This window comes from Corynebacterium sp. MSK074 (assembly GCF_030229735.1).
Lineage (GTDB): Bacteria > Actinomycetota > Actinomycetes > Mycobacteriales > Mycobacteriaceae > Corynebacterium.
This window is the reverse complement of the sequence record NZ_JASPIX010000008.1, coordinates 1-25,817: the sequence shown is the minus strand read 5'-3', so window position 1 is coordinate 25,817 and position 25,817 is coordinate 1. Positions and strand designations below refer to the sequence as shown.

General features: G+C 63.2%; 20 protein-coding genes. 8 read left to right on the top strand and 12 right to left on the bottom strand.

The window, feature by feature from the left end; all coding sequences use genetic code 11:
- The first annotated feature begins 11 nt into the window (after nucleotides 1-11).
- From QP965_RS08005 to recR, 3 genes are all read left to right on the top strand, one after another.
- The gene (locus tag QP965_RS08005) at nucleotides 12-2,387 is read left to right on the top strand and encodes a DNA polymerase III subunit gamma and tau (RefSeq protein WP_284844637.1); all 2,376 of its coding nucleotides are present in this window, start codon (nucleotides 12-14) and stop codon (nucleotides 2,385-2,387) included.
- Between the two features lie 62 nt (nucleotides 2,388-2,449).
- Entirely contained in the window at nucleotides 2,450-2,818 is a 369-nt protein-coding gene (locus tag QP965_RS08000; RefSeq protein WP_005327377.1) for a YbaB/EbfC family nucleoid-associated protein, read from the top strand.
- A 70-nt stretch (nucleotides 2,819-2,888) separates the two neighbouring features.
- Entirely contained in the window at nucleotides 2,889-3,545 is a 657-nt protein-coding gene (recR, locus tag QP965_RS07995) for a recombination mediator RecR (RefSeq protein ID WP_005323161.1), read from the top strand.
- Between the two features lie 23 nt (nucleotides 3,546-3,568).
- Here recR and QP965_RS07990 read toward each other — a convergent pair whose 3' ends face one another.
- The 7 genes from QP965_RS07990 to leuA form a co-directional block, all read right to left on the bottom strand.
- On the bottom strand, nucleotides 3,569-4,672 hold the full coding sequence (locus tag QP965_RS07990) for an HNH endonuclease signature motif containing protein (RefSeq protein WP_284844638.1): 1,104 nt from the start codon (nucleotides 4,670-4,672) through the stop codon (nucleotides 3,569-3,571).
- A 108-nt stretch (nucleotides 4,673-4,780) separates the two neighbouring features.
- Nucleotides 4,781-5,554 carry a type 1 glutamine amidotransferase gene (locus tag QP965_RS07985; protein ID WP_284769165.1) on the bottom strand — a complete coding sequence of 258 codons (774 nt, stop codon included), beginning with the start codon at nucleotides 5,552-5,554 and terminating at the stop codon, nucleotides 4,781-4,783.
- The gene (locus QP965_RS07980; RefSeq protein WP_150851661.1) at nucleotides 5,547-6,824 is read right to left on the bottom strand and encodes a Mur ligase family protein; all 1,278 of its coding nucleotides are present in this window, start codon (nucleotides 6,822-6,824) and stop codon (nucleotides 5,547-5,549) included. Before QP965_RS07980 ends, QP965_RS07985 begins: the two co-directional genes overlap by 8 nt.
- A 27-nt stretch (nucleotides 6,825-6,851) precedes the next feature.
- Entirely contained in the window at nucleotides 6,852-8,153 is a 1,302-nt protein-coding gene (locus QP965_RS07975) for a DNA polymerase III subunit epsilon (RefSeq protein WP_350309239.1), read from the bottom strand.
- Nucleotides 8,154-8,351: 198 nt separating this feature from the next.
- A complete protein-coding gene (locus tag QP965_RS07970) occupies nucleotides 8,352-10,439 on the bottom strand; it encodes a hypothetical protein (RefSeq protein WP_284844640.1) in 2,088 nt (695 codons plus the stop codon).
- 110 nt (nucleotides 10,440-10,549) lie between these two features.
- A complete protein-coding gene (locus QP965_RS07965) occupies nucleotides 10,550-11,329 on the bottom strand; it encodes a hypothetical protein (protein WP_284844641.1) in 780 nt (259 codons plus the stop codon).
- A gap of 57 nt (nucleotides 11,330-11,386) precedes the next feature.
- The gene (leuA, locus tag QP965_RS07960) at nucleotides 11,387-13,204 is read right to left on the bottom strand and encodes a 2-isopropylmalate synthase (protein WP_284816014.1); all 1,818 of its coding nucleotides are present in this window, start codon (nucleotides 13,202-13,204) and stop codon (nucleotides 11,387-11,389) included.
- Nucleotides 13,205-13,421: 217 nt separating this feature from the next.
- Here leuA and QP965_RS07955 point away from each other — a divergent pair, with 217 nt between their 5' ends.
- Nucleotides 13,422-14,549 (top strand): mannosyltransferase family protein, encoded by a 1,128-nt coding sequence (locus tag QP965_RS07955; RefSeq protein WP_284844642.1) that lies wholly within the window; start codon nucleotides 13,422-13,424, stop codon nucleotides 14,547-14,549.
- Here the strand turns inward: QP965_RS07955 and QP965_RS07950 are convergent.
- The gene (locus tag QP965_RS07950) at nucleotides 14,546-15,424 is read right to left on the bottom strand and encodes a DMT family transporter (RefSeq protein WP_239278454.1); all 879 of its coding nucleotides are present in this window, start codon (nucleotides 15,422-15,424) and stop codon (nucleotides 14,546-14,548) included. The two genes, QP965_RS07955 and QP965_RS07950, sit on opposite strands and share 4 nt — an antisense overlap.
- A gap of 231 nt (nucleotides 15,425-15,655) precedes the next feature.
- On the opposite strand from QP965_RS07950, the gene QP965_RS07945 reads away from it, so the two are divergent.
- Nucleotides 15,656-16,921: an aspartate kinase gene (locus QP965_RS07945; protein ID WP_179387282.1), complete on the top strand. Its 1,266-nt coding sequence runs from the start codon at nucleotides 15,656-15,658 to the stop codon at nucleotides 16,919-16,921.
- A 34-nt stretch (nucleotides 16,922-16,955) separates the two neighbouring features.
- The gene (locus QP965_RS07940) at nucleotides 16,956-17,987 is read left to right on the top strand and encodes an aspartate-semialdehyde dehydrogenase (RefSeq protein WP_284844643.1); all 1,032 of its coding nucleotides are present in this window, start codon (nucleotides 16,956-16,958) and stop codon (nucleotides 17,985-17,987) included.
- Nucleotides 17,988-18,097: 110 nt separating this feature from the next.
- Here the strand turns inward: QP965_RS07940 and QP965_RS07935 are convergent, their stop codons facing one another.
- Nucleotides 18,098-19,498, bottom strand: a complete 1,401-nt coding sequence (locus QP965_RS07935; protein ID WP_284844644.1) for a YkvI family membrane protein — start codon at nucleotides 19,496-19,498, stop codon at nucleotides 18,098-18,100.
- A 284-nt stretch (nucleotides 19,499-19,782) separates the two neighbouring features.
- Nucleotides 19,783-20,325: an RNA polymerase sigma factor gene (locus QP965_RS07930; protein ID WP_239274112.1), complete on the bottom strand. Its 543-nt coding sequence runs from the start codon at nucleotides 20,323-20,325 to the stop codon at nucleotides 19,783-19,785.
- Between the two features lie 106 nt (nucleotides 20,326-20,431).
- On the opposite strand from QP965_RS07930, the gene QP965_RS07925 reads away from it, so the two are divergent.
- On the top strand, nucleotides 20,432-21,982 hold the full coding sequence (locus QP965_RS07925; RefSeq protein WP_284844645.1) for a catalase: 1,551 nt from the start codon (nucleotides 20,432-20,434) through the stop codon (nucleotides 21,980-21,982).
- Nucleotides 21,983-22,073: 91 nt separating this feature from the next.
- Here QP965_RS07925 and QP965_RS07920 read toward each other — a convergent pair whose 3' ends face one another.
- Nucleotides 22,074-22,670 (bottom strand): hypothetical protein, encoded by a 597-nt coding sequence (locus tag QP965_RS07920; RefSeq protein WP_284844646.1) that lies wholly within the window; start codon nucleotides 22,668-22,670, stop codon nucleotides 22,074-22,076.
- 86 nt (nucleotides 22,671-22,756) lie between these two features.
- Here QP965_RS07920 and QP965_RS07915 point away from each other — a divergent pair, with 86 nt between their 5' ends.
- On the top strand, nucleotides 22,757-24,205 hold the full coding sequence (locus tag QP965_RS07915; RefSeq protein ID WP_284844647.1) for a hypothetical protein: 1,449 nt from the start codon (nucleotides 22,757-22,759) through the stop codon (nucleotides 24,203-24,205).
- 331 nt (nucleotides 24,206-24,536) lie between these two features.
- Here QP965_RS07915 and QP965_RS07910 read toward each other — a convergent pair whose 3' ends face one another.
- On the bottom strand, nucleotides 24,537-25,640 hold the full coding sequence (locus QP965_RS07910) for an IS30 family transposase (protein ID WP_284844648.1): 1,104 nt from the start codon (nucleotides 25,638-25,640) through the stop codon (nucleotides 24,537-24,539).
- Between the last annotated feature and the right edge of the window lie 177 nt (nucleotides 25,641-25,817).

Here is a 25,817-nt window from a genome sequence, read left to right as displayed (position 1 = left end):
ACTGGCTAACCGTGGCTTTATACCGGAAATATCGTCCAGCAACGTTCGCGGAGGTCGTGGGCCAAGAGCAGGTCACCACGCCGCTATCCGCCGCCCTTGACGCAGGGCGCATCAACCACGCCTACCTCTTTTCCGGCCCGCGCGGCTGCGGCAAGACCTCCTCGGCGCGGATTATGGCCCGCTCGCTCAACTGCGAGCACGGGCCGACCTCGACGCCGTGCGGCAAATGCGATTCCTGCGTCTCCCTCGCCCCCGGCGGCCCCGGCAACCTGGACGTGACGGAGCTCGACGCCGCCTCGCACAACGGCGTGGAGGACATGCGCGAGCTGCGCGACCGCGCCTACTACGCGCCGGCCGAATCGCGCTACCGCATCTTCATCATTGACGAGGCGCATATGATCTCGCCCTCCGGTGCGAACGCACTGCTCAAGGTCGTGGAGGAGCCGCCCGAGCACGTCATTTTCATCTTCGCGACCACGGAGCCGGAGAAGATCATCGGCACCATTCGCTCGCGTACCCACCACTATCCCTTCCGCCTGCTGACCCCGCCGGCCATGAAGGGCCTGCTGCAGCGCACCGTCGAGTCCGAGGGCGTGCAGGTCGAGGACGCCGTGTACCCCATGGTCATTGAGGCGGGCGGCGGTTCCCCGCGCGATACTTTGTCTCTGCTGGACCAGCTGCTGGCCGGCGCCGGGCCCGATGGCCTGACCTACGACCTTGCCCGGCCGCTTTTGGGTGTCACCGATGTCTCGCTGCTTGACGACGCCATCGAAACCCTCGCCAACCAAGACAAACCCGGCCTCTTCGCGATGGTCGACCACGTCATCGAGGCCGGCCACGACCCGCGCCGCTTCGCCGTCGATTTGCTCGACCGTTTGCGCGATTTGATGATTCTGCAGGCCGTGCCCGGCGCCATCGACGCCGGCCTCGTCTCCGCGCCCACCGACCGCGCTTCCGTGCTCACCGCCCAAGCGCAGCGTTTTTCCGGACCGCAGCTGACTTACCTGGCCTCCACGGTCAACGACCGCATCAGCGACCTGACTGGTGCGACTTCACCGCGCCTGCTGCTAGAAATCATGTGCGCGCATCTGCTTATCGGGTCCACCGGTCCCGCTGCCGCCGCACCTGCAGCGGCTCCCGCTCCCGCCCCCGCTGCCAATGCTGCCGCGGCCTCGCCCGCGCCGGCTGGCCCTGCGACCCCGGGCGGTGCTCCCGCGGCCAACTCTGCCGTCGCCGGTGCTCAAGACCCCCAGTCCGCCGCTGCTGCTATCATCGCTCGCCGCCGCGCCAAGTCCCAGGAGCAGCAGGCTTCTACCCCTTCTTCTGCTCCAACCTCTGCACCGGCCGCTCAGCCGCAACCGCAGGTCCCGTCCCAACCGGAATCGCAACCGGATGCGCAGCCGAAGGCGCAACCCGAGCAGCCGGCAGCCGCCGAGGCGCACAGCACGCAGAAGCCTCAGAACCAAGAGCCGCAGCCGAAACCGCAGCAGCAAGAGGCTGGGGACCCGTGGCAGCGTGAGCGGAAAATCCCGCAGGCAGAGGTGTCCGAGCAGCAATCGGCGCAGTCGGCGCAGAGCGAGGCGCCGCACTCAGCGCCGACTCAGGAGAAGCATCGCGAGCCACTGGAGAAGCCCGTGCCAGCCCGTGCAGAGGAATCTGCCCAGGAAACCAAGCCGGAATCTGGGGCGGAGTCTGGCGCAGAGAAGGCGTCGGAAATGGCGCAGCCGCAGGCGGCGGAGGAGCCGGCGGGCGACTTCGCAGAGGCCGTGAGGGAGAAATGGGTGGCGTTGAGGGGGAGCGTCGGAAAGCGGAATAAGGTGGCCGAAATCATGCTGGCCGAAGCCCGCGTGCTTGGCTTCCGCGATGGCACCCTGACGCTGGGACACACCACCGGCGCGCTGGCCGAGCGCATCAACGCGCCCGCCAATAACGCCGTCATCGTGGAGGTGCTCAAGGAGGAGTTCCAGCGCGATGTGGCCGTGACCTGTGTGGTGGGTACCGACCCGAAGACCGCCGGTTTCGATGCCCCGCGGCCGCCGCAGAGCAAAGAAGCGTGGAAGCCTAATCCGCCGGCGCGCGAGCCTGCCGACGACCAGGAGGCGGAGAGTAAACCGGAAAGCGCGCCCGGGTGGCGCTCGCGCATCGCACGGGCGACGCAGGCTGCCAAGCAGCGCGATGAATCGCAGTTCAGCAACGGCGTGCCGCTGCCGCCCGAGCCTGAGCCGGACTTTGCCGCTCCGCCCGAGGAGCCGCCGGCCTATACCCGCGACGACGAAGAGCGCGACATGATGGAGGCCGCGCAGTCCACCGGCGAGATGGATCATCGCAGCGCTACCGAGGTAGCTATGGAGCTGCTGGAGCGCGAGCTGGGCGCCCGGCGTGCCTAACCGGCAAGCACGGTACACTCGGGCGGTAGCGAAATTTACAGTTGAATTAGAAAGGAAACAACATGGCTGACCAAGACCCAATGCAGCAGGCAAATGACATGAACGACCTCATCGCGCAGGCCGCGCAGGTGCAGGCGGACCTGCAGAAGGCGCAGGAAGAAATCCTCGCCACCAACGTCGAGGGCCAGGCAGGCAACGGCCTGGTTAAGGTGACCATGACCGGCGGTGCCGAGCTCGTGGACCTGCAGATCGATAAGTCTGTCGTGGACCCAGAGGACGTCGACACCCTGCAGGACCTGGTCATGGGAGCGTTCAAGGAGGCCCACGCTGCGGCCGGCCGCCTGGCACAGGAAAAGATTGGCCCGCTGTCCCAGGGCATGGGCGGCCAGGGTGGTCCGTCTTTTGAGGATGTCTTCGGCGGCAACCAGTAGCCCGCGCGATACGATAAAAGGCCGTTGCCCCGGGTGGGGCCGCGGCCTTTTGCTGATTTGGGAGTAATTGATGTTTGAAGGACCTCTGCAAGACCTCATCGACGAGTTTTCGCGCCTGCCGGGCATCGGCCCGAAGTCGGCGCAGCGCATCGCGTTTCACGTTTTGCACATGGAGCCCGAGGACATCGAGCGGCTGCAGAACGCATTGGGCGCGGTGCGCGATGGCGTGACCTTTTGCCGCATCTGCTGCAATATTTCCCGCGAGGATGTCTGCCGCATCTGCATTAATTCGCAGCGCGACGCCTCGACCATTTGCGTGGTGGAAGAGCCGAAGGATATCCAGGTCATCGAGCGCACCGGCGAGTATGAGGGTCGCTATCACGTTTTGGGTGGCGCGCTGGATCCGCTGGCGAATGTGGGCCCGCGCGATCTGAATATTTCCACGCTGCTACAGCGCCTAGGCGGCGTGCTGCCGGATCGCGAGCTGGCGGATTCCACCCCTGAAGCCCCGCTTTACGACGCCACCCCCACCATCCACGAAGTTATTCTCGCCACCGACCCCAATACCGAGGGCGAGGCCACCGCCGCATACCTGGTGCGGTTGCTGCGCGACTTCCCTGATTTGAAGATCACCAGATTGGCCTCCGGCATGCCGCTCGGAGGCGATCTGGAGTTCGTGGACGAGCTCACCTTGTCCCGCGCGCTCTCTGGCCGCCTGACCATTTAACGCGGGGAATCCGCAAGCGCGGGCTAGGGGACGGCGGCCGTGGGCCCGGTTCGCGCGCGGCCGGTGAACACCGGCGGGCCGTGCGCTCTGCTGGCCGTCCCGTTATCTGCGCTGCTGTGTATACCGCTGTGGCCGCTATGCATGCTGCTATGCGGGCTGCTAGGCATCGCGTTGTGCCGGCTGGCGGGCGGGAGCCAAGCGATTCGACCGCGAATGCGCGCCATCCGGCCGCGGCCCGGCAGGCCGTTGATGGAGTTGTGATACGGGCAGAGCAGCGTCATGTTTTCGGGGTGGGTGAGGCCGCCGCGGGAGTATTCGATGAGGTGGTGGGCTTGGCATTCGGAGGCGGGGCGTCGGCAAGCGGGCCAGGCGCAGCGGGCGCCTTCGGCCTCGAGCATGCGACGCTGCTTAGGGGAGGCATGCCGGGTGCGGTAGAGATTGACGGGGCCGCGCTCGGGGTGGATGAGCGTGAAAAGGCCGGCGCCGGCTAGGGTGCGGCGGACGAGTTCGGCGCCGGTGATGGTCGCGCCATTGGTCATCGCGAGACGGATGTCGTCGCCGTCGCCTGTCAGGATTTTCAGGTAATCCGGCAGCTCGATGATGACATTGGTGGTCACGGTCGCGGGCGCGGCGGCGCGGGAACCGGTGAGCCAGGCCAGCGGGTCGGACTTGGCGGCGGCCCAGATATCGGCCATCTGCGCGGCGGGGCCGGTGAAACTCAGAGTAGTTTTCTCGCCGTGCATGATGCGGCGGCCGCCGTCCTCGCGCTCGGGCGGCGGGTTGATTTCGCGCAGCAGCCGAGTCGCCGCGCGCGAGACCTGCGCGGTGGTGCCGGCGGTGGCGCACAGCTTCTCGCGAAATTGCCAGCGTTTGGTGGGGTCAGAAATGCCGCGCGAGCGGCGGGCGATGAGCGCGAGGGTCTCCAGGCTGTGTTGGTTGCGGCGCGCGGCGGCCAGGGCGCGGGATTGGTAGCGCGAGTGGCTGGTGGGCGAGAGGAAGGCCGCGGCGGTGCGGCGCAGGGTGCGCGCTTGGTCCGCGGGCAAGGGCAGGCTGGAGGCGGCGTGGGCCTCTTCGAGAAGTTCCACGCCGCGCTTAGCGATATCGCCCAGCTGCTCCAATAACGTCATGCCCCGCAGCCTATGGGCGGGGGCACGCGGCTACAAGGGGTGGCGACCGAGCCTGTGGATAACTCGGGGTTGTGGGGCCGCCGGGCGAAGTTATCCACAGGTGTGGGCCTATCTTTGGGAGCGCGGGGGCTCGGAGGCGTTGAAACGTTCGACGCGCAGGCGGTCGACGGCCGGGATATCAATCGGCTCGAGGTCGGCGAGGGGCACACCCATGGCTTGGGCGAGGAGGAGATCCGCCAACTGCGGGTTTCGGGCCAGTGCTGGGCCGTGCATATAGGTGGCGATGACGCTGCCTTGGACGGCGCCTTCGTAGGTGCGCTGGGCGGAGCCGTCGCTGAGATCGGCGGTGGCGGCTTGGTCGGCGTTGCCATTGCCACGGGTGAGCGTGCCGAGCGGCTGCGCGGACGGGCCGAGGATGGTGGCACCCAGGTGGTTTTCAAAGCCGGTCAGCGGCTCGGTGAGGTCCGCGGTGACACCGGCGCGGGTGGGCTCGGAGGCTACCTCGCCGATGGCGCGGTCCTGCATGCCGGCCGTGGTGGCGTCGAGCAGCCCGACGCCGTCGACGATGCGGCCGGAGGCGCGGAAGGATTCGCCCAGGACCTGCAGGCCGGCGCAAATGGCAAAAATGGGGCGGCCAGCGTTAGCGGCGCGGGTGAGGCCGCCATCGGAAATCAGGTGGTCCGCGGCCAGGATCTGCGCGGTATCTTCGCCGCCGCCGAGGGTGTAGATATCCAGCGTCTCGGGCACGGGCTCGCCCAAGCGGATGGGGTGAATCTCCGCCTCGAAGCCGCGCATGCGGGCGCGCTGGCGCAGGACGAGGGCGTTGCCGTCGTCGCCGTAGGTACCGAGGACGTCGGGAAGCACTAGGCCGATATTAAGCATTGGTGGCCTCCTTGGAAAGCGCCTTCTTCAAATCGCGGAAGGCGGTGTAGTTGGCGAGGACCTCGATACGGCCCTCCGGGCAGGCGGCGAGCGCGTCCATCGGGTCCGGGATGAGCTCGTGGGAGATATCGGCGTAGACCAGGCGCACAGCGAGATCGGTGCCGCGCTCGCCGGCGGCCTTGACGCTTAAGCCGTTGAAGCCTTCGAATTTCACGTCCCACAGCCAGGACATGTCGATGCCATCGGCCACCTGGCCGTTGGTGGCGATGACCAGGCCATCGGCGCTGCGGTCCACCATGGACAGGGCTTCTTGCCAGCCGGCCGGGTTCTTGGCCAGCAGCAGGCGAATTTCGCGGCCCTTCCAGTGGATGGTGGAGTAGCGGCCGGCGACGTCGTCGATGCCTTCGGCGGCCGCAATGGCCTTATCGAGGTCCACACCGAAGCCCTGCACGGCTGCGGCGATGGCTTGGGCGGCGTTGCCCCGGTTCGCGCGGCCGGGCAGCGCCAGGTTCAGCGGGCGCTTGGCGGTCGGGGTGATGATGCCCCGCTTATCGACGCCCCAGGTAGGCTGCGGCCGGCGGAATTCGCGGCCGTCGGCAAGCGGCTTAACGGCGTACCAGTCATCTTCGGTGCGCACGACGTGCCCGCCGGTGCGCGGGCAGGTGACGGAATCGCCGAGCCAGCCGGCGCCGGCCGAGACCCAAATGACATTCTTGGCGTCATAGGCCACGGAGGTCATGAGCACGTCGTCGCAATTGGCGATGACGAGCATGTCTGGGTGAGCCTCCACGGCGCCGCGCAGTGCGCGCTCAATCTTGTTGATTTCGCCCACGCGGTCCAGCTGGTCGCGGGTGAGGTTGAGCAGGACCAGGGCCTGCGGGTTGAGGTTATCGGCCACGTGGGGCACGTGGAGCTCGTCCACCTCGAGGACCAGGTGCGAGGCGTCTTTGCCGGCCATGAGCGCGGAAATGATGCCGGCGTCCATGTTGTCGCCGCCGTCGTTGGTGGCTACGGTGTGCTCGGCGCGAACCGCGGCGGCCAACATGCGGGTGGTAGTGGACTTGCCGTTGGTGCCGGTAACCAGCACGGCCGGGCGCCCACCGCCCAGGTTGGTCATGATGGAAGGGTCAATGGCATTGGCGATTAGACCACCGATCATTCCGCCGGCGCCACGGCCGGTGGCGCGGGAAGCGGTGGTGGCCAGCTTCGCGGCGGTAGTGGCGGTGGTGGTGCGCAACTTCTTCAGCGCACCCGGGACTCTAAAACTCATGTCCCCTAGGGTAGTCGGGCGGGCGGCTTAGTCGTTCTTTTTTCCCGCCGAGCCGCCAGAATTTCGTCGGCCTCTGCCGCGGCCACCGCGGCCGCCGCGGCGCCGGCGCCGCTTGTTGTTCTTACCGCCGCCCTTTTTGTTGTGCTGCGGTGAGCGTTGGGCCCGCGGCGCAGGCTTAGCGGATTCGGGTGCGGGCTCGGCGTCTTCGATGCGCGTGAGGGCGTCAAGAAACGCGGCATCCGACATCAGCGGAATGCCCTTGCGGTGGGCATGCATGGGCTTTCCCACCAGATCCGTGGTGACATTGCAGACTACCAGGGAGGACTCGCGGGTAAGCTTTTCCGAATAATTGAGCTCCTCGCGCATGAGCGCGGCGATGATGGTGTCCGGATCCTCGAGGATTTCCGGTGCGACCACGATCTCCATGCCGCGGCGCAGCTCCTTGCCCGGTTCGTATTTGCCGGGATTGTGGTGCTGGACGGGGGCCTCGGCGGCGTCGACGCGCACGTGGGAGCGTTGCAGGCCGAAGCGATCGGCGCGCACGTCTTCGGGCGCATAGCTGCGCACAGTTCCGCCTTCTTGCTGGCGGTAGAGCGCGATGAGCAGCTCGGTGTTCTCGCGTGAGGTTTCCGGCTCGGGCCGGCCGGCGCGCTCCACCGAGGCTTTCGGCGTGGCGTCCAGGCCGCTCTGCTTGGCGACGCCCCCTAAACGCACATCATTCGACCGCACCTGCTGCGCATAAGAGGTGGCCAAGGTATCGATAATGCGAACCGGTGTGGGGACGTGTCCGACCTTTTGGCGGCGCCGGCGGCCCTTGTTGCGGCCGCGGTTGCGGGCGCGATTTTGGCGGGCGGCGGCCATCATGGCGCGGCGGGCCTCGGCGACGATAAAGCCCCAGGTATAGGGGAGATCGTGGACGATGAGCGTGCGGCCATCGATAAGCTTGTCCAGCGATTTAAGGATTTTGCCAAAGGCGGGAGCCTGCTCAATATCGGTGGTGCTCAGCCCGTGGAGGTGGCGCGGGCCGGCATCGATATCGGGCTTGAGGACGGCGTGGAAGAGCTGGCCGTGGTTGCCGGCGTCGTTGAATGCGATGGCGTCGATAGTCACGATGCGCCCGGTGCTGGGGTGGATGCCGGTGGTCTGTAGGGTCAGCGCCACGTAGGGGTAGTCGGCCGCATCGGTGGATGAGTCGGCTTGCTGCGGCTGCTGTGGCTTCTGGTTAGCCGCTTTCGGCGCGGCAGGTCGCTCGTGGCGGGCAGATGGGTGCGGCTTTGGCTTTGGTATCGGCTTGGGTTTTGCGGCGTCCGGTTCGCCGGACGGTCGCACCGCGCGGCGCGGCCGGGCGCGTCGCTGTTCTGCGCCCGGTTTGGGCGCTGTGGACCTGGCCGCGTGGCGCGAAGCCACCGTCGCGGGCGACGGCGCTGGGGCCGACGCCGGCGTGTGCTGCGGGGAGGGGCCAGGTGTGTTGTTCATTAAACTCAGTGTAGTATCCCGCATTTCGTGCAGGGGGACAGGGCGCGCCGCTTAATTTTCGGCGACGATGACGATGACCTTCGGCGGGGTCGTTGGCTCCTCGGGCTCTTCAGGTCGCCCCGGTTCCTCCGACTGCTGCGGCTCCTCCGGCTCGAGCGGTACCAGGGGCACCTCCGGTTCATCCGGTGCGCCGCGGTCCGTAGTAGGCAGTGCCGGTTCAGGCTCTACGGTGATCTCTGGTTCTGGCTTCGGGGTGGGTTCGAGTTCAGAGCCAGGGATCGTCGTCGTAGGTGCAGTGGTCTCCGGCTCTGGCGTTGGTTCGAGCTCGGAACCTGGGATAGTGGTATCCGGCGCCGGCTCAGGCTCGGACTCCGAGGTCAGCAACGGAGACGTCGTCGTAGGCGCGGTCGACTCCGAGGGCTTTGGTTCCGAAGATTCAGGCGCTGAGGTGGGCGTAGACGGGTCTGCAGCCTGGGTCGGCTCAGACGTTGGTTCGCTCGTGGCAGAACTGGTGGCGGAGCTGGAAGGCTCTGCGGTCTGCTTTTCCGTCGAGGCTGCGGTGGTAGTTTCAGTCGTCGTTTCCTCGGAAGTTGTCTTTTCCGAGGTAGACGCGCTTGAGGTCGGCAGATCGGAAGGCTCGGCAGACTGGGAGGACGAGGAGGTTGCGGTCGGTGCCTTGGCCGCTACCTGGGGTGCGGGTTCCGAGCTGGAGGATGGCGTCGAGGCAGGCGTGGTCCGAGACGGTGCCGGTGCCGGTGCCGGTTCCGGGGCTGGGGCCGAGGCGACGTCATTTGCTGCGGCCATGGCGGCAGCGGCCGCGGCGGAGGCAGCGCGGGAAATTGCCTGGGAATCCTCGCCGTGGTGGCCGCCGCGGGGTTCGCTGTGGTGGCCACGTCGGTTGTCGGCGGCAGGGGCCTGGGTGCGGTCAGCGTGAGGAGAATGCGTCGCGCTGGGCTTCTTCGTGGTTTGCGAAGTGGAGGGGGCGTCGGCAAGCGGGGGCTGAGCTGCGGTACCGCTGGTGGGGCCGGCATCGTGGATGCGCGGCGTGGCGGGGTGCGCGGGGCGCTTGGGGCCATTGCCGTCGAAGTGGGAAGAATCGCGGGAGGAATGGTTGTCTTCCGGAGCGGGCGCGGTGGAATGCGTGTTGGTGTCTGAAAGGGCTTCGTCCTCGCTCAGCAGGTTGGTGGCTACGGTGGCACCGCCACCAACGAGCACGGCGACGCCGGCTGCGGCCAGCAGGTTCGATGTCACGGCACCGGATGCGCCGGCAGCAGAGGCGACGCTGAAGCCGCTGGCTGCGGAGGTGCCGGCGGTAGAGACACCGGTAGCGGGGCCGCCGGGGACAGCGGATGCAGCCTGAGCGCGAGCTGCGGTAGCAGCGGACATGATGGCGGTGCCACCGGCGACGACGCCCAAAATTAGGCCCGCGTGGTGCTTGTTGGCGGCGTTATGCGCATAAATGGTGAGCGCGGGGCGGTCATCGGCGTTGTAGTGGAAGTAACCGTGGGCAATGGCGAGGCGGCCGGTCTTGGTGCAGTCGAGGACGGCGGGGGCGATCTCGCGGGCGGCTTCCCGGGGAAGGGAGCCTAAGAAGGTGCTATTGATATAGACGTCGACGGTATTGCGGCGCAGGAAACCGCGGGTGCGCAAAGAAACGAGGTAGTGCTCGTCGGTGTGCGGAAAGGCGGTGACGTCCTTGGAAAACTCCGTCAGCGTGGCGGTGGTCTCGCCGGGCAGCATGGTCCAGCGCTGCGCCGGCGGGTTATTGGCGGGAATGCACAGGTGCGGCGCCGGCAGGAGCAGGTTCAGTGTGGGCCAGTCTTCCCCAGAGGCATCCGTCATACTCACATGGGCGGTGGCGCGTGGGTGCAGGCCGGCGCTGAGAATCCAGTCAAAGAGGGCATAGGCCTGGGAATCGGCAGCACTGAGGTGGCCCACAAGAGAGTCACCGATCCGAATCGCGAAGCCTTCCTCGGCGGTGCGGGGGCCGAGCTCCGCGGAAAGGTAACCGTTTTCCGCGGCTGTGGATTCGAGCAAATCGCTGAAAATCTCCGGCGACACATCCGCAATAGGCAGGTTATGGATCACGCCAAAACCGTGGTCAGGGACCACGTAGGTGGCGGAATCCAGCGAAGTCATTGGGGCCTTTCCATGCGAAACAATAGTAACTTCGCATTTTAAGCACCGCTAGGGGCGTTTTCCAATTTCCCAACCCGGCGAGAAAGGGATGTTATCCTGCCCAAAAGTTCCTACAGAATAAAAATAAGTACGGCGATAAGCACCGCAATTACCAGAAGGGCAATGAGGGTAGGCCACCACTGCTGGCGGCGCGGTGTGGAGTCATCGACGTTGACGGCGCGAAAGCTTGTGGTTTCGAAGGTTTCGGTGGCGGCGGGGGAGGTAGGGGTGGCGTCGGCAAGCGAGGCTTCCTTTGAATCCGGCAGCGGCGCACCCGCATAAATACTGAGCACCCGGCCGGTGCTGCGCGGCGCATGGTAGGCATGGGCCAGGGTTGTGCCCTGCTTGGCGACGTCCACCCCATCCAGCCGCCCCACCCACTGCGGGCCCAAATAAGCATCGGCGCCGGATCCGGTGGCGCTGGGTGAAAGCGTCACCAATACGTGCATGCGCGCGTGGGCGGGAATATCCAGATCCGCGGGTAGCTCGGTGATGTTGATGGGTGGGGCATAGCCCAGCATCGTCCACGGACCGGCCGGCGGGTTATTGGCTGGCAGGCAGAGGCCCGGCCGAGGCAACAGCAGGGACAGGGAGCCATCGGGCTGCGGCGCGGCCGTAGCTGCAGGAGTGAGCCCAGCGCGAAAAAGCAGATCTATCTCGGGGTATTCGGCGCGGTCTGCGCTGGTGATGTGCCCGATGGGGGAGTCGGTGCGCACCTCCAGGCCACCGTCCTGGCGGGGCGCCAAGGTGACGGTGAACTCCTGGTTTTCCTTCGTCTGCGCACCATAGACGGGCAGGGCCTGCACGGCGCCCAAGCCGCGGTGCGGAATGAGGTAGGTAGAAGAAGGCATACCCACCCTTCTACCACGCCAGGGTGCGGCACTGGTGTGCAGCACCGGCGGCCGGGCTTAGGCCAGGGCGCGATTGACGGCGGAGTTAATTGCGTTAATGGAAGCCCGCGTGGTGGATCCGGCGATGCCGGCGCCCCACACCTTGTTCTGGTTAACGTCGGCTGCGATATAACAGGCGGCCTCGGCGTCGTCGCCGGCGGAGCGGGACTGCTGGGAGTATTCCATGACCTCGAAGTCGATGCCCAGGGATTCCAGCGCGTTGGCATACGCCGCGATGGGGCCGTTGCCGGTGCCGGAGACAGTGGACTTTTCCCCGCGGAAGGTCACGGTGGCGGTCACGGCAGCGTCCTCCTCGTCCGTTGGGGCATTGTCCATATGGAAGGACGCTAGGGCCAGTGGAGTCTCGCGGTCCAAGAACTCGGTGGCAAAGATGTCCCACATGTTCTTGGAATTGACCTCGCCGCCCTCGGAGTCAGTGATTTCCTGCACCACGGTGGAAAATTCCGCTTGCATGGCGCGCGGCATATTGATGCCGTGGTCGGTCTTCATGATGTAGGCAACGCCGCCCTTGCCGGACTGGGAGTTGACGCGGATGACCGCCTGGTAGTCGCGGCCCACGTCCTTTGGATCGATGGGCAGGTAGGGAACCTCCCAGATGGCCTCGCGCAGTTCTTCCCACGAGACCTCGGTATTGTTCGCGCCGGGGCGGATGGTGGCCGCCAGTGCATCGAGGCCCTTGTTGATGGCGTCCTGGTGGGAACCGGAAAAGGCGGTAAAGACTAACTCGCCGCCATAGGGGTGGCGCTCCGGCACGCGCAGCTGGTTGCAGTATTCGACGGTCTCGCGGATCTGCGGCAGATCGGAGAAGTCAATCTGTGGGTCTACGCCTTGGGTGAGCATGTTCAGGCCCAGGGTGATGAGATCGACGTTGCCGGTGCGCTCGCCGTTGCCAAATAGGCAGCCCTCGATGCGGTCCGCGCCGGCCATAAAGCCCAATTCGGCGGCGGCGATTCCCTCGCCGCGGTCATTGTGCGGGTGCAGCGAGAGCAAGATGTCTTCGCGGCGGGCCAGGTTGCGGTGCATCCACTCGATGGAATCGGCGTAGACATTGGGCGAGATCATCTCCACGGTAGAGGGCAGGTTGATGATCATCGGGTTATCCGGGGAGGGATCCATGATTTCTACTACCTCATCGCAGACCTCGCGGGCGAAGTCCAGCTCGGTGCCGGTAAAGGACTCGGGGGAGTACTCCCAGCGCCACGTGGTGTCGGGGTAGTCCGCGGCGATGGACTTGATGAGTGCGGCGGCGTCGGTAGCCAGCTTCTTAATGGCGGGCTTGTCCTTGCGGAAGACCACACGGCGCTGCAGCTTCGAGGTGGAGTTATAGAAGTGCACGATAACGTTCTTGGCGCCCTCGCAGGCCTCAAAGGTGCGGCGGATCAGGTGCTCGCGGGCTTGGACTAGCACTTGGATGGTGACGTCATCGGGAATCTTATTGCCCTCGATGATTTCGCGGACGAAGTTGAAATCCGTTTGGGAGGCGGACGGGAAGCCGACCTCGATTTCCTTGTAGCCCATTTTGACCAGAAGGTCGAACATGCGGTGCTTGCGCTCTGGGCTCATGGGATCAATGAGCGCTTGGTTGCCATCGCGCAGATCCACTGCGCACCACTGTGGGGCGTGGGTGATTTTCTTGCTGGGCCACGTGCGGTCCGGCAGATCGATGTCTTCCACTTCGACGGCGAAGGGCTGGTAGCGCTCGTGGGGCATGGCGGAGCCGCGCTGCTTATTCCACGCGGGCTGTCCCTCGCGGCGTGGGCCGTTGGGGGTGGTGATATCGCGAGGGGCGCTGATAAAAGAGTCGGTGGGGGACATGGTGCGGTTTCCTTGTCTGTGGTGTCTGTGGGGAGACGGCCAGCTGGGCTTGGGTAGCCGGACTCCGCGACGGGGCGCTGGCCAGTGCTTAGGCCGAAATCCCGCCGCGGCAGATAAGGAGTAGGTCAATCCGCTGTGTCATATCGGTCACACTACAGGCTCTCTCACTATGTGGCAAGAGATTTCATTCAGTGAGACGCGGCGGCGGTGCGGTACTATGCCTTTCGTGTCTACTGCCCGCCATTCCGCATCCAACTCGTCGTCCTTACTGCGCTCCTTGTGGGCGCCTGCCGCGCTCGTTGCGCTCATCGGAGCCGCAGTGCGCGTGGGCGTGCTCGCGGCGGTGGCCGCCGTGCAGGACGATAAGCTCTGGGGACTGCTCAATAAGTGGGACGCCAAGCACTACGTAGAAATTGCCCGCGGCGGGTACTTCGGTGCGGATATCTCTACGGATGGGCCGGTCCATGAGACAACCATGGCCTTCTTTCCAGGCTTTCCCTTCCTAGTGCGTGCGGTAAGCGGCATCTTGGGAACCGGTGAGGCTGGCACTGCCATCGCGCTCAACGTGCTCTTTAGCATCGCGCTGGCCGCCGGGGTGATGGCCCTAGCCGCGCAGATGGGCATGGGAAAGTGGGCCCAAGTGCTCAGCGCCGTAGTGGTAACCAGCGCGCCGATGTCCATCGTGTTTTCTATGCCGTATACCGAGGCGCTTTTCGGGGCACTGGCTATCTGGGCGGTAGTGGCTCTGGTGGGCGAGCGCTGGTGGGCCGCCGCGGCGTATATCTTTGTGGCCGGGCTCGTGCGCCTTACCGCGGTGGACCTCGTTGCGGTCTTTGGGCTTATGGTGCTGCTGCGGGCCCGAAAGGACTGGCGAGCCTGGGCCGCGGTGGCGTTTTCGGTCGTGCCGCTGGTGGGCTATTTGTGGTGGTCGAGCAGCCACTTGAAAGATGTCGGCGGTTATTTTGGTATCCAGAAAGAACATTGGAATTCCGGCTTTGATGGCGGCAAAGCCACGGCTATGTGGTTGTGGGAGACGCTGACTGGGGCCACCAATGGCGGCTACCTGCTCAGTGCCGGTGTCATGATCGCTGCCCCGGTATGCCTGGTGCTGGCATGGCGTCGCCTGCCGTTGGCGGCCTGGCTATTTTCCGCCGTCCTCATGGCCAATGTGCTGCTTTCTGATGGCATCATGCACTCGCGGCCCCGGCTGCTCCTGCCGGCGGTGATCGTGTTGTTGCCGTGGGTGAAAAAGGGGGCGTCGGCAAGCGTGGCGGTTATTGCCTGGGCCCTGTTTGGCGCGTGGTTTTCGGCCTATATGCTCGGCGTATTTGAGTGGGCCATCTAACCGCGCTGGCTCACCGGGCTGCGGGAGAGCACGATGGTGGACAGCACCATGACGGTTAGGGCGATGAGCATAATTGCCCAACCGACGGCCGTATCGATGAGGAATTTCTCTCCCAGGACCATGTATCCCAAGCCGAAGGCCACGATGGGCTCAAAGATGGTCATGGCCGGCAGGGAATGGGCCAGGGGGCCGGCGTTGAAGGAATATTGCTGTACCACCGTGCCGGTAAGCGCGAGGCCGATGAGGCCGTAGAACTGCCAGCTCGCCAATAGGGTGGTGAGGCCTTCATGAGTGAAAATATCCACCACGGCCTTAGAAAGCAGGGCGACGAAGCCATAAATAACGCCGCAGGCCGTGCCCAATGCCAAGGGGCGCTGATCCGGTAGCTTTGCGGCCGCCGCGCCGAGGATTGCGAGGGTGGCCAACCCTATGAGGAGCGCCGGCCACCAATCGCTCCATTCTGGGCGGGGATTGCCAGCAACCGGCCGGCCGTAGATGACCATGATGCCCACCGCAATGGTCAGCGCAATGGACCAGAAAACCTCGTGGAAGGGCATCTTACGGCCGGAGTACCATGCCGAGAGCGGCAGGGTAAACATCAAGGACAGCACCAAGATGGGCTGGACGACCAGCAAGGTGCCGAAGCCGAGCGCGATAACCTGCAGGCCGTAGGCGCCAATCGCGGCCGCGGTGCCCACCCACCACAAGGGGTTAGACATGGCGGCACGCATGACCGAATCATCGGCGTCGAGGGCAATGCGGTGGCGGACGACCGTGCCCCAAGCAACCGTCAGCGCGGATGCGAGCGCGAAAAAGATGGCGAGGAGGTTGCTTAACACCCGCTCAACGGTAGTAAAGATTCCTGTTATATGCATATTCTGCGCTGCATGGCGCGCGTTTTTCTCTATGGGGGGGACGGCCGGCGCATGGCGCGCTTTACGCTCGGGGTGTGTGAATAAAAAGCAAGCATTGTCTAGGAATTATGATGAGGACTAGGCCCCTGCGGGGTAGCATGGGTATTTGACTAATGACCGACAGGTATTTCTGGTGGTGTGCGGACGCGCGCGCCAGGGGTGCCTTGAAAGACGAAAGGCGGCATCCTTACCGTGGCCCTGATCGTGCAAAAATATGGCGGTTCATCCCTCGAATCCGCAGACCGCATTCGCGCCGTTGCGGAGCGCATCGTGGCCACCAAGAAGCAGGGCAATGACGTCGTCGTGGTGTGCTCCGCCATGGGCGATACCACCGATGAGCTGCTCGACCTTGCCGCCCAGGTCAACCCCGTGCCACCACGGCGCGAAATGGACATGCTGCTGACCGCGGGCGAGCGCATCTCCAATGCGCTGGTGGCCATGGCCGTGGAATCCTTGGGTGCCCATGCCCAGTCCTTTACCGGTTCCCAGGCCGGCGTGCTCACCACCGAGCGCCACGGCAATGCCCGCATCGTGGACGTTACCCCAGGCCGCCTGACCGAAGCTCTCGATGAGGGCAAGATCTGCATCGTCGCCGGCTTCCAGGGAGTCAATAAGGAATCGCGCGATGTCACCACGCTGGGCCGCGGCGGTTCCGATACCACCGCGGTGGCGCTAGCAGCCGCGCTGAATGCGGACGTGTGCGAGATCTATTCCGATGTCGATGGCGTGTATACCGCAGACCCGCGCATCGTCCCAGACGCGCAGAAGCTAGAGAAGCTCTCCTTCGAGGAGATGCTGGAGATGGCCGCGGTAGGTTCCAAGATTTTGGTTCTGCGCAGCGTGGAATATGCCCGCGCGTTCAATGTACCCTTGCGAGTTCGCTCGTCTTATTCAAATGACCCCGGCACCCTAGTGACCGGATCAATGGAGGATATCCCTGTGGAAGAAGCAGTACTCACTGGTGTAGCAACCGATAAGTCCGAGGCAAAGGTCACCGTCCTTGGAATCCCGGACCGCCCCGGGGAGGCAGCGAAGGTTTTCCGTGTCATTGCCGATGCAGAGATCAATATTGACATGGTCTTGCAAAACGTCTCCTCCCTGGAGGATGGCACCACCGACATCACTTTCACCTGCCCGCGTGCTGACGGTCCACGCGCCATGGAGCTGTTGACCAAGCTGAAGTCCGAGGGCGGCTGGGCCAATGTGCTTTACGACGACCAAGTGGGCAAGGTCTCCCTCGTTGGCGCCGGCATGAAGTCCCACCCGGGCGTTACCGCCGAGTTTACCGAGGCCCTGCGCGACGTCGACGTCAATATGGAGCTCATCTCCACCTCCGAAATCCGCATCTCCGTGCTCACCCGCGAGGCTGACCTGGATAAGGCAGCTCGTGCGCTGCACGATAAGTTCCAGCTTGGTGGCGAAGAAGAAGCCACGGTTTATGCTGGAACCGGACGTTAAATACCTAAAAGCAACTACAGAGGATTTTTAAGTCATGACCACTGTTGCAGTCGTAGGCGCTACCGGCCAGGTCGGCCGCGTTATGCGCTCCATCTTGGAAGAACGCAATTTCCCGGCGGATAAGGTGCGCTTTTTTGCCTCGTCTCGCTCCGCCGGCACCGAGCTGGAATTCCGCGGCGAGCAGATTACCGTAGAAGACCTCGCTGAGGTCACCGAGCAATCCGTTGCCGATGTCGATATTGCCTTGTTCTCCGCCGGTGGCTCCACCTCTCAGCAGTGGGCCCCGGTATTCGCCGCGGCCGGCGCGACCGTGGTGGATAATTCCTCGGCCTACCGCAAGGACCCAGAGGTTCCCCTCATCGTTTCCGAGGTCAACCCCGAGGCAGTCAAGAACACCCCGAAGAGCATCATTGCTAACCCGAACTGCACCACCATGGCGGCCATGCCGGTGCTGAAGGTCCTCCACGATGCCGCTGGCCTGAATAAGCTCCACGTGTCCTCCTACCAGGCGGTGTCTGGTTCCGGTCTGGCCGGCGTGCAGACTTTGGCCGCGCAGGTCTATTCCGTCGGTGAGCACAATGTGGGCTTGGTCCACGACGGCTCCGCGCTTAATGACGAAGACTTTGGCCCGTATGTGGCACCTATCGCCTATAACGCTCTGCCGATGGCCGGAAACCTCGTTGATGATGGCTCCCTGGAGACCGACGAGGAACAAAAGCTGCGCAACGAATCCCGCAAGATCCTAGACATTCCGGAGCTGAAGGTGGCGGGCACCTGCGTGCGCATCCCGGTCTTCACCGGCCACACCCTGACCATTCACGCCGAGTTCGATAAGCCCATCACCCCAGAGCAGGCCACCGAGCTTTTGGGTGGCGCTCCGGGCGTTACGCTTGCCGACGTCCCCACTCCGCTCGCCGCCACCGGCATCGACGAGTCCTTGGTTGGCCGCATCCGCCAGGACCAGACGGTGGACGATAACAAGGGCCTCGTGCTCGTTGTCGCCGGCGATAACCTGCGCAAGGGTGCCGCTCTCAACACCATCCAGATTGCAGAGCTGCTCGTCTAGAGCAGCGCCGCTTCGCCACCCGTTGCACTACAAAGCTCGGCGCCCTCCTTTCCCCATAGCAAGGGAAGGAGGGCGCCGAGCTTTTGGCTTATCAGCCGTGGGCGAGGGGGTTAGTCCTCAGAAACCGGCTTGGCGGTGCCAGTGCCGGAGTCGGCACCAGTGCCCTTCTTGCCAAAGTCGAGGTCGCTAGTGGACGACGGAACTTCCGGCTTGGTGTGCTGCACGTAGGTCACGGACGGCTCCGGATCTTCGCGGTCATACTCAATATCATCATCATTTTCGAGCTCCTCGTGGATCTCTTCTGCGATATTGGTGACGAACTCGGTGGTTTCCATATTGGACGCTGCAGCCAGCTTGCGCAGCTCGCGCTCGTTCTTCTTGGTAAAGCGCTTGCGCGGGTCCAGGCGGCGGGACACCAGCTCGTGTGCGCGCATGCGGCGATCGGACTCGTCCGCGAGCTTGCTGCCGTTCTTGATGCGGTTGAAGACCATCACCGCGATCATCAGGAGTCCGAGGTAGCCCAAGATCGGGTAGACGTTGCTGACCAAGGCCTGGAAGCCCACGAAGGACAGGATGAAGCCGATGATGCAGGCACCGGCATAAACCGGGTAGAAGCGCTTGGGGTTATTGCGGGTCAAGCGCTTGCCCAGCGCGTAGAACATGCCGATGGCGGTATTAAAGACCATGCCGTAAATGACAAAGGTCATCACCACGCCCAAGACTGGGTGGATGCTGGTAATCAGGCTCAGTACCGGCATGTCCTGGCCGTTGACGGTCTCTGCCTCGAAGAAGAGGGCGAATACCAGCAGGGCCAACAGGATCAGGTAGAGCAGGCCGCCAATGAGGCCACCGATGCCCACGGCGCGGTTATCCAGGAAGTTACCGCCAATAACGATGGACATGGATACTGCCGTCATCACGTTCAGGCCGGTGTAGTTCAGTGCGGCTAGCCACCAATTAGGCAGCGAGGTATCAACATTGTTGACCGCCCAGTCATTCATGGCAGAGAAATCAACGTCTGCATTCAAGATGGTATAGCCGGTGGCAAGCACCACGAAGATGATGATGAATGGGGTGATGGTACCGATGACTGCGGTTACGCGGTCGACATCCATCAGGCCGACGAGCAGCACCAAAATCAGCATGGCGGTGGCGCCCACCCATACTGGGACGGACGGGAACTGCTGATTGATATTCGAACCACCGCCGGCGAACATGACGAAGCCGATGGAGAACAAGGTCACCAGGGTGGACCAGTCCAAAATCTTGGCGGTAAATGGCGATGCGACCTTGTCGTAGACAGCGGTGTGCTCCTCGGCTTGGAAGTAGGAGCCGAGCTGCAGGATGGAGATGCCGGTGATCATCATCAAACCAGCGGCCAGGGCGATACCCCACAGGCCCCAGTTACCAAAGGCCACGAAGTACTGCATGGCCTCCTGGCCGGAGGCGAAGCCTGCGCCCACGACGACGCCGATAAACGCCATGGAAATTCCGATTGCGCGTTTTAACATGAAAGGGAGAAACTCTCTTACTCACACGCGCCGGGCCCGGCATTGGTATCGCGCGGGCCCGGATCGACGGTCGATTTATCACGTGTGTACAGAACTAATAAACCACACATTGGACAGATATTTCGCGCAAGAATCGCCCTCATTGTGGCCGCGTTCACCCCACTCATTGCGCGTAAAGTGCAGCTAAGTGCCAAAATCTGGGGCCCGTAGGAAGCAAGGTAACTAGAGCGTAACAATTTGGGAGTGAAATTAACTCCGCAATCGCAGGGGGCTATTTGGGGGTATTACCCTATCCCCGCGATGAGATCCTTGCGGGCGCGGGCCACGCGGGAGCGAATCGTTCCCACCCGTACGCCGGCGATCTTGGCCGCCTCCTCATAGGTATAGCCCAGCACTTGGGTAAGGATGAGCGCTTCGCGGCGGTCGGCCGGGAGGGCGTCGATAAGCGTACGCGCGTCGATCCACTCGCTCCACGCCGCGGATTCTTCCGGCGCCGCACCCATCGCGTCTTCGTACTCGGTGGCAGACTTTCGCGGCCGGGCCATATCGTGGCGAATATTGTCCACCCACACGCGCCGGGCCAAGGAGAGCAGCCACGTGCGCGCGGAGGACCGCGCCGCAAACCGCGGCAAGGCGCTGATGACGCGCAGATAGGTCTCCTGAGTGAGATCGTCAGCCCCCTCGGGCCCGCCCAGGTGCGCCAGCAAGCGCCACACATCATCCTGGGTGGCCTTGATAAACTCCGTCAGTGCCGCGCGGTCGCCGCGACCGGCCCGAAGGGCAAGGTCGGTGACGCGGGCGTCGTCTGCTGCGGAGTGGTGAGTCACCTGAATGAATCTACCAGCACCTCTTACTCTCTTTTGCGAGCCCTGACAACCGTGCAAAGTTTTGCCACACTGGAGGGAACTGAACGCGAATTGCCAGGAGGCAAGAATGAGTGAATTTACCGCTGATGACATCCTGAACAAGGGCCAGCGCGCCGCTGGCAAGGGAAATACCACCCGCCCTTCGGGCCAGCCGGTGCCGTCCGAAAACACCTCGGTGACCGCCGGCCAGCAGGGCCCGGTGGCGCTGAATGATATCCACCTCATTGAAAAGCTCGCGCACTTCAACCGCGAGCGCGTGCCGGAGCGCACGCCGCACGCTAAGGGCCACGGCGCCTTCGGCGAGCTGCACATCACGGAAGATGTCTCTGCCTATACCAAGGCCAAGGTCTTCCAGAAGGGCACCGTCACTCCGATGATGGGCCGGTTTTCCACCGTGGCTGGCGAGCAGGGCTCCCCGGATACCTGGCGCGATGTGCACGGCTTTGCCCTGCGTTTCTACACCGAAGAAGGCAATCTCGACATCGTGGGCAATAACACCCCGGTCTTCTTCATCCGCGATGGCATTAAGTTCCCAGACTTCATCCACTCCCAGAAGCGCCTAGGCACCAATGGCCTGCGCGATGCCGATATGCAGTGGGATTTCTGGACCCGCAACCCGGAGTCCGCACACCAGGTCACCTATCTGATGGGTGACCGCGGCACCCCGAAGTCCACCCGCCACCAGAATGGCTACGGTTCCCACACCTTCCAGTGGGTCAATGAAGAAGGCGAGGCCTTCTGGGTCAAGTACCACTTCAAGTCCCGCCAGGGCGTGGAGAACTTCACCGATGAGGAGGCCACCACCACCGCCGGCCAGAACCCGGATTGCCACCGCGAGGATCTCTACAACGCCATCGAGGAGGGCAACTACCCGATCTGGGACGTTAAGGTGCAGATCATGCCGCTGGATGAGGCGGAAAATTACCGCTTCAACCCCTTCGACCTGACCAAGGTCTGGTCCAAGAAGGACTACCCGCTGCACGATGTGGGCTACTTTGTGCTCAACCGCAACCCGCGCAACTTCTTCGCGCAGATTGAGCAGGTAGCGCTCGACCCGTCCAATATCGTGCCGGGCGTTGGCCTGTCTCCGGATAAGATGCTGCAGGCTCGCGTCTTTGCTTACGCTGACCAGCAGCGTTACCGCATCGGCGCGAATTACAAGCAGCTGCCGGTTAACCAGCCGCAGAATGTGGACGAGGTCAATACCTACGAGCACGAGGGCAGCATGCAGTTCCTCTTCAATGCTCCGGAGGATCCGGTCTACTCGCCCAACCGCCACGACAAGGGTACGGGCGTGCTTGACGACGCCGCTGTGAACGACCGCTCCCAGCTCGAGACCACCACCGCGGCGGAGCTCTACATCAATCCGGAGTCCCACGGCAGTGACCTGGTGCGCGCACCGTATGTTCGCCACGCCGAGGACGATGATTTTGTGCAGGCGCGCGACCTGTACGAAAACGTCTATGACGATGCCGCCAAGGAGCGCCTGGTCACCAATATCACCAACGCGATGGCTGGTGTATCCGAGGAGACCGAGGAGCGCGTCTACGAATACTGGACTAACGTGCACCCAGCCCTTGGCCAGCGCGTGCGCGAGGTCTACGCCGAGAAGAAGTAACCCTTCCCCGGCAGCGCCTGTGCGCTAACGACGCCGCCCCCGTACCGAATTGCATTACTGCTCGGGACGGGGGCGGTTTCTTGTTGTGTGGCTAGTCGCAACGGCGCATCTCTTCCGTGACAAAGGCGGGAGCGCCCTCGGCAGCCCATTTATCCACGTCGTAGCACGGGGCGGCCATGCCGGAGGTTGCCGTGCCAATGGATTCAATGGCTACCCACTGGCCGCCCTCATAGCGTGCCCAGGCAGTCCAGTCCGTGCTGTCTTTGCCAAAGTGGGCCCACTGGCCATCGCAGTTATTGACTCGGATATTGGTCATGGTGGGAGCTGCGGGCTGTAGCGCTTCTGGGGAGCAGTCGCCGCGGCCGGTGTCGGCGGGTACGGCGGCTGGGGCTTCGCTTTCCGCGTTGCCGGAATCCGCGGTCTCCTCAGCGGGAGCTGCCGCCGCAGAAGTAGGCTCGGCCTCCACAGTCTCGGTGGCGGTGTCTTCGGCTTCCGAGGTTGCGGGATCGCTCGTGGTTTCTTCGGACGAGGTCTCCGTGGCCGAGGAGCTTGCGGCGGTGGCGTCGGAGAACTCCGGTTCTGCGGACGTATCGGCATCGTTGGAGCAGGCAACAAGGCTGAAACACAGCGGTGCGATGACCGCAGCGGCGAGGTAGCGGGAAGGGGCTAGGGAATAATTGTGGGACATGCCATATATCGTAGAGGAACTGCCATTGCGGGGGTGCTCGGCGCGCCTGCAACAGGGGAGTGACCTGCAAGGATAGGTTCAGTACTATGACCTCACGCCTTGCCTCCCCAGACGCTGCGTCCCCCTCCCGGTGGCGCAGCGTCCTCTTGATCCTCCTGCTCGCCCTGCCGCTCATTATCGGGGCTGCGGTGGCGGGCCTTGCGCAGTGGGAACCCGCCCACACCTGGTCTAGCGCCGCGCAGCCGTTTGGAGCGCCGCGGGAAAATTTCGCCTCGCCAGAGGTGAAGGAAGCCGCCGAGGCGGCCAGCCGCGCGCAGGCACAGGCGAGCATGCTTAAATCGGGCGCCACGCAGCTTGACGACGGCACGGGAGAGCTGAATAAGGGGGCGGATGAGCTTGGAGGGGGCGTCGACAAGTTGGCGACGGGCTCCCAAGAATTGGTGGCCGGCCTCAATCAGCTGCAGTCCGGAACTAATACGCTCGGTGGCGGTGCAACGGAGCTGGCCAATGGTGTCGGTGGTGCCGTGGACCAGGTGGTGGGCCTCGGTGCCGTCCAAGGGCAGATTCTGCAGGCCATCGATGGCACGATGCGCGACCTGGAAGGAAATAAGTCCAAGGAAGCGAAGGAAATTCGCTCGCAGCTGGGCGATCTCCGTTCGCAGGTGAATAATTTCCGCCTGGATAATTCGGTGACCGATCAGCTCAAGAAGCTCAAGGACGGCTCGCGCGATCTGTCGAATCAGCTGGCGGTCAACGGCTATGCCTATCACGATGGCGTGAACCAGGCCGTATCCGGTGCGCAGGAGCTTAACGAGGGCATCGCGGAGCTGAACAAGCGCGTCGGTGAGGCGCAGGAGGGCGTGGACAAGCTTGACGACGGCGCCGGCAGGCTTTCCACCATGGCGGCCCAAAACCAGACCAACGTGGGTGAAATTCAGCGTGCCCTGCCGCCGGCGCATACCGCGACCGACGGCCCAGCACATCTGCTCAGCCCTATCGTGGCGATGCTGGTCTCCGCCCTGGTCTTGCTCGCAGGCACCGCGGCCGGTGTGGCATGGCAGATGGGATTCCGCCCATGGTTGACAGTCCTCGGCGGCACGCTGGCCGCGGTCGCCATCGGGGAAATCCTCCTCTTTGTGCTCGCCACCGGATTTACCCCTGTGGCGGCGGTGTGGGCCGGCGCGGCGCTCCTTCTAGGCGCGCTGTCCATGGCGGCCATCACCCGCGGCCTACTCGGGCTATGCGGCATTACTGCCGGCAGCATCCTCGCGGCGCTGTTTGGCATCGGCCAGACCGCGCTGGTGGGTTGGCTGTGGAAATCCGCGGCAATTGCCGGTGTTTCTAAGGTTTGGCAGATTGTTTCTAATCTTTTGCCGTTGAGTTGGACTACCGCGGCCGTCACGACGGCGGGCAACGAAGGCGAGCCGGCCATCCTGTGGACCGGCGTTGCGGTATTGCTCGCCATCACTCTCATTGGGCTGAGTGCAAAGTGGTGGGCTCCATCCACAGGAAAAACCAAACCTACGGTTCATTAAGTCTGAAAAAACACACCTAAGAATAAAAAATATTGGTGGAAGCTGGGAACTTTGATTCGCGCTACCGTTTGCATTGCGCGAGTGCTACAGTTGGTCTTGCTCACAAAGCCTACTTAGGGGGTAGGCGAACGGTTTCTCCAATCCGTTGTGAGTGATAGGGAATAGGGACGACGCGGCGCTGTAGGGGCACCGCGTCGTTTCCCGTATGTGGGGGTCTAGCTGCAATTTTTGCGGAAAAATCCGTGTAATTCCTGGAATGCTTTTGCTAGAGTGGGGACTTTTTCAAGCAGTGCGAATTGGCGGATTCTAGGGGTCGTTGCAACGATGATGGTTAGTTTGGTTTGATGCTACCGGTTTGTGTGAGGGCGTTGGTCATGACTTCGGCTGGGGTGCGCCAGTTGAGTGCTTTGCGTGGTTTGTGGTTGTGAATGTTGGCGATCATTTCTAGGTCCTCGGCGCTGTAGATGGACAGGTCGCTGTTTTTAGGAAGGTTTCTTCTGAGCCTGCCGTTGGTGTTTTCGTTGCTGCCGCGTTCCCATGGTGATCCTGGATGGCAGAAGTAGATGGGAATGTCAGTGGCCATAGTAAAGGCTTTATGGCCAGCCATTTCGCTTCCTTGGTCCCAGGTAATTGATGACCAGATAGCTTTATCGATTCCTGCAACTGCCTTGTGCAGGGCTGTGAATACTTCTTTGCTGGTATGCCTTCCCGGTAGGTGGCCAAGGACAACAAATCGGCTAACGCGTTCTACTAGCGTGATTACCGCTGATTGGTTGTTTTTACCGAGGATGAGGTCGCCTTCCCAGTGGCCTGGCAAAATACGTTCACTTACCTCATCTGGCCGGTCGTCTATGAGGATCATGTCGTCGACGAAGCGTTGCTGGGCAGGTGTGCTGGAGCGGGTTTGACGTTTCTTGCGTTTCTTTCTACCTGTCGGCAAGTCCAAGCCAAGGTCTTTGAGTCTTCCTTTGGCCTGCAGGTAAAAGGCGTCATAAATCGTTTCGTGACTAATGCGCATGTCCTTATCAGTGGGGTAGTCGATGGGCAGGCGATTAGAAATCTCCTCAGGTGACCATTGTGCCCGCAATTGTGCGCATACATAGTCCCATAGTCTTTTGTTGGCTAGTAGTTTCGGTATTTTCGGCCGCAATCTCCGCGCACAGGCCTTTAACTGGGCTGTTTCCGCACGATACAGGCCTTCAGCACTGTGGTTTCTGCGTACTTCACGCTGAATTGACGATGCGCTACGCCCTAAACGGCGCCCAATCTCACGCAGTGGCACATCTTCGCGGAGAAGATCGGCGATAATGACGCGTTCTTCGAAGCAAATGTAGCGATTGCTGATGCGTTTATACGGATCTACCCCGCTAGGTAAGGCGGGAGGGGCAAGCCTTCCGGATTCGATGACATCATGGCGTTGGCGCAGCGCTTTCATAAGTCTGTTATACGTGCTGGCGTCTTCGCCGACGGGTATGAACTCTTCTCGTCGACCCTGGGATTTGGTGAGTCCTTTTTCGAAATCTAAACGCAGTCGAGAGCGTGTCAAGTTGTTTGTGTGTGGGGCTGGGTTTATAGGTATTTGTCGAAGCGGTCGGGGTAGGCCACGGCCATT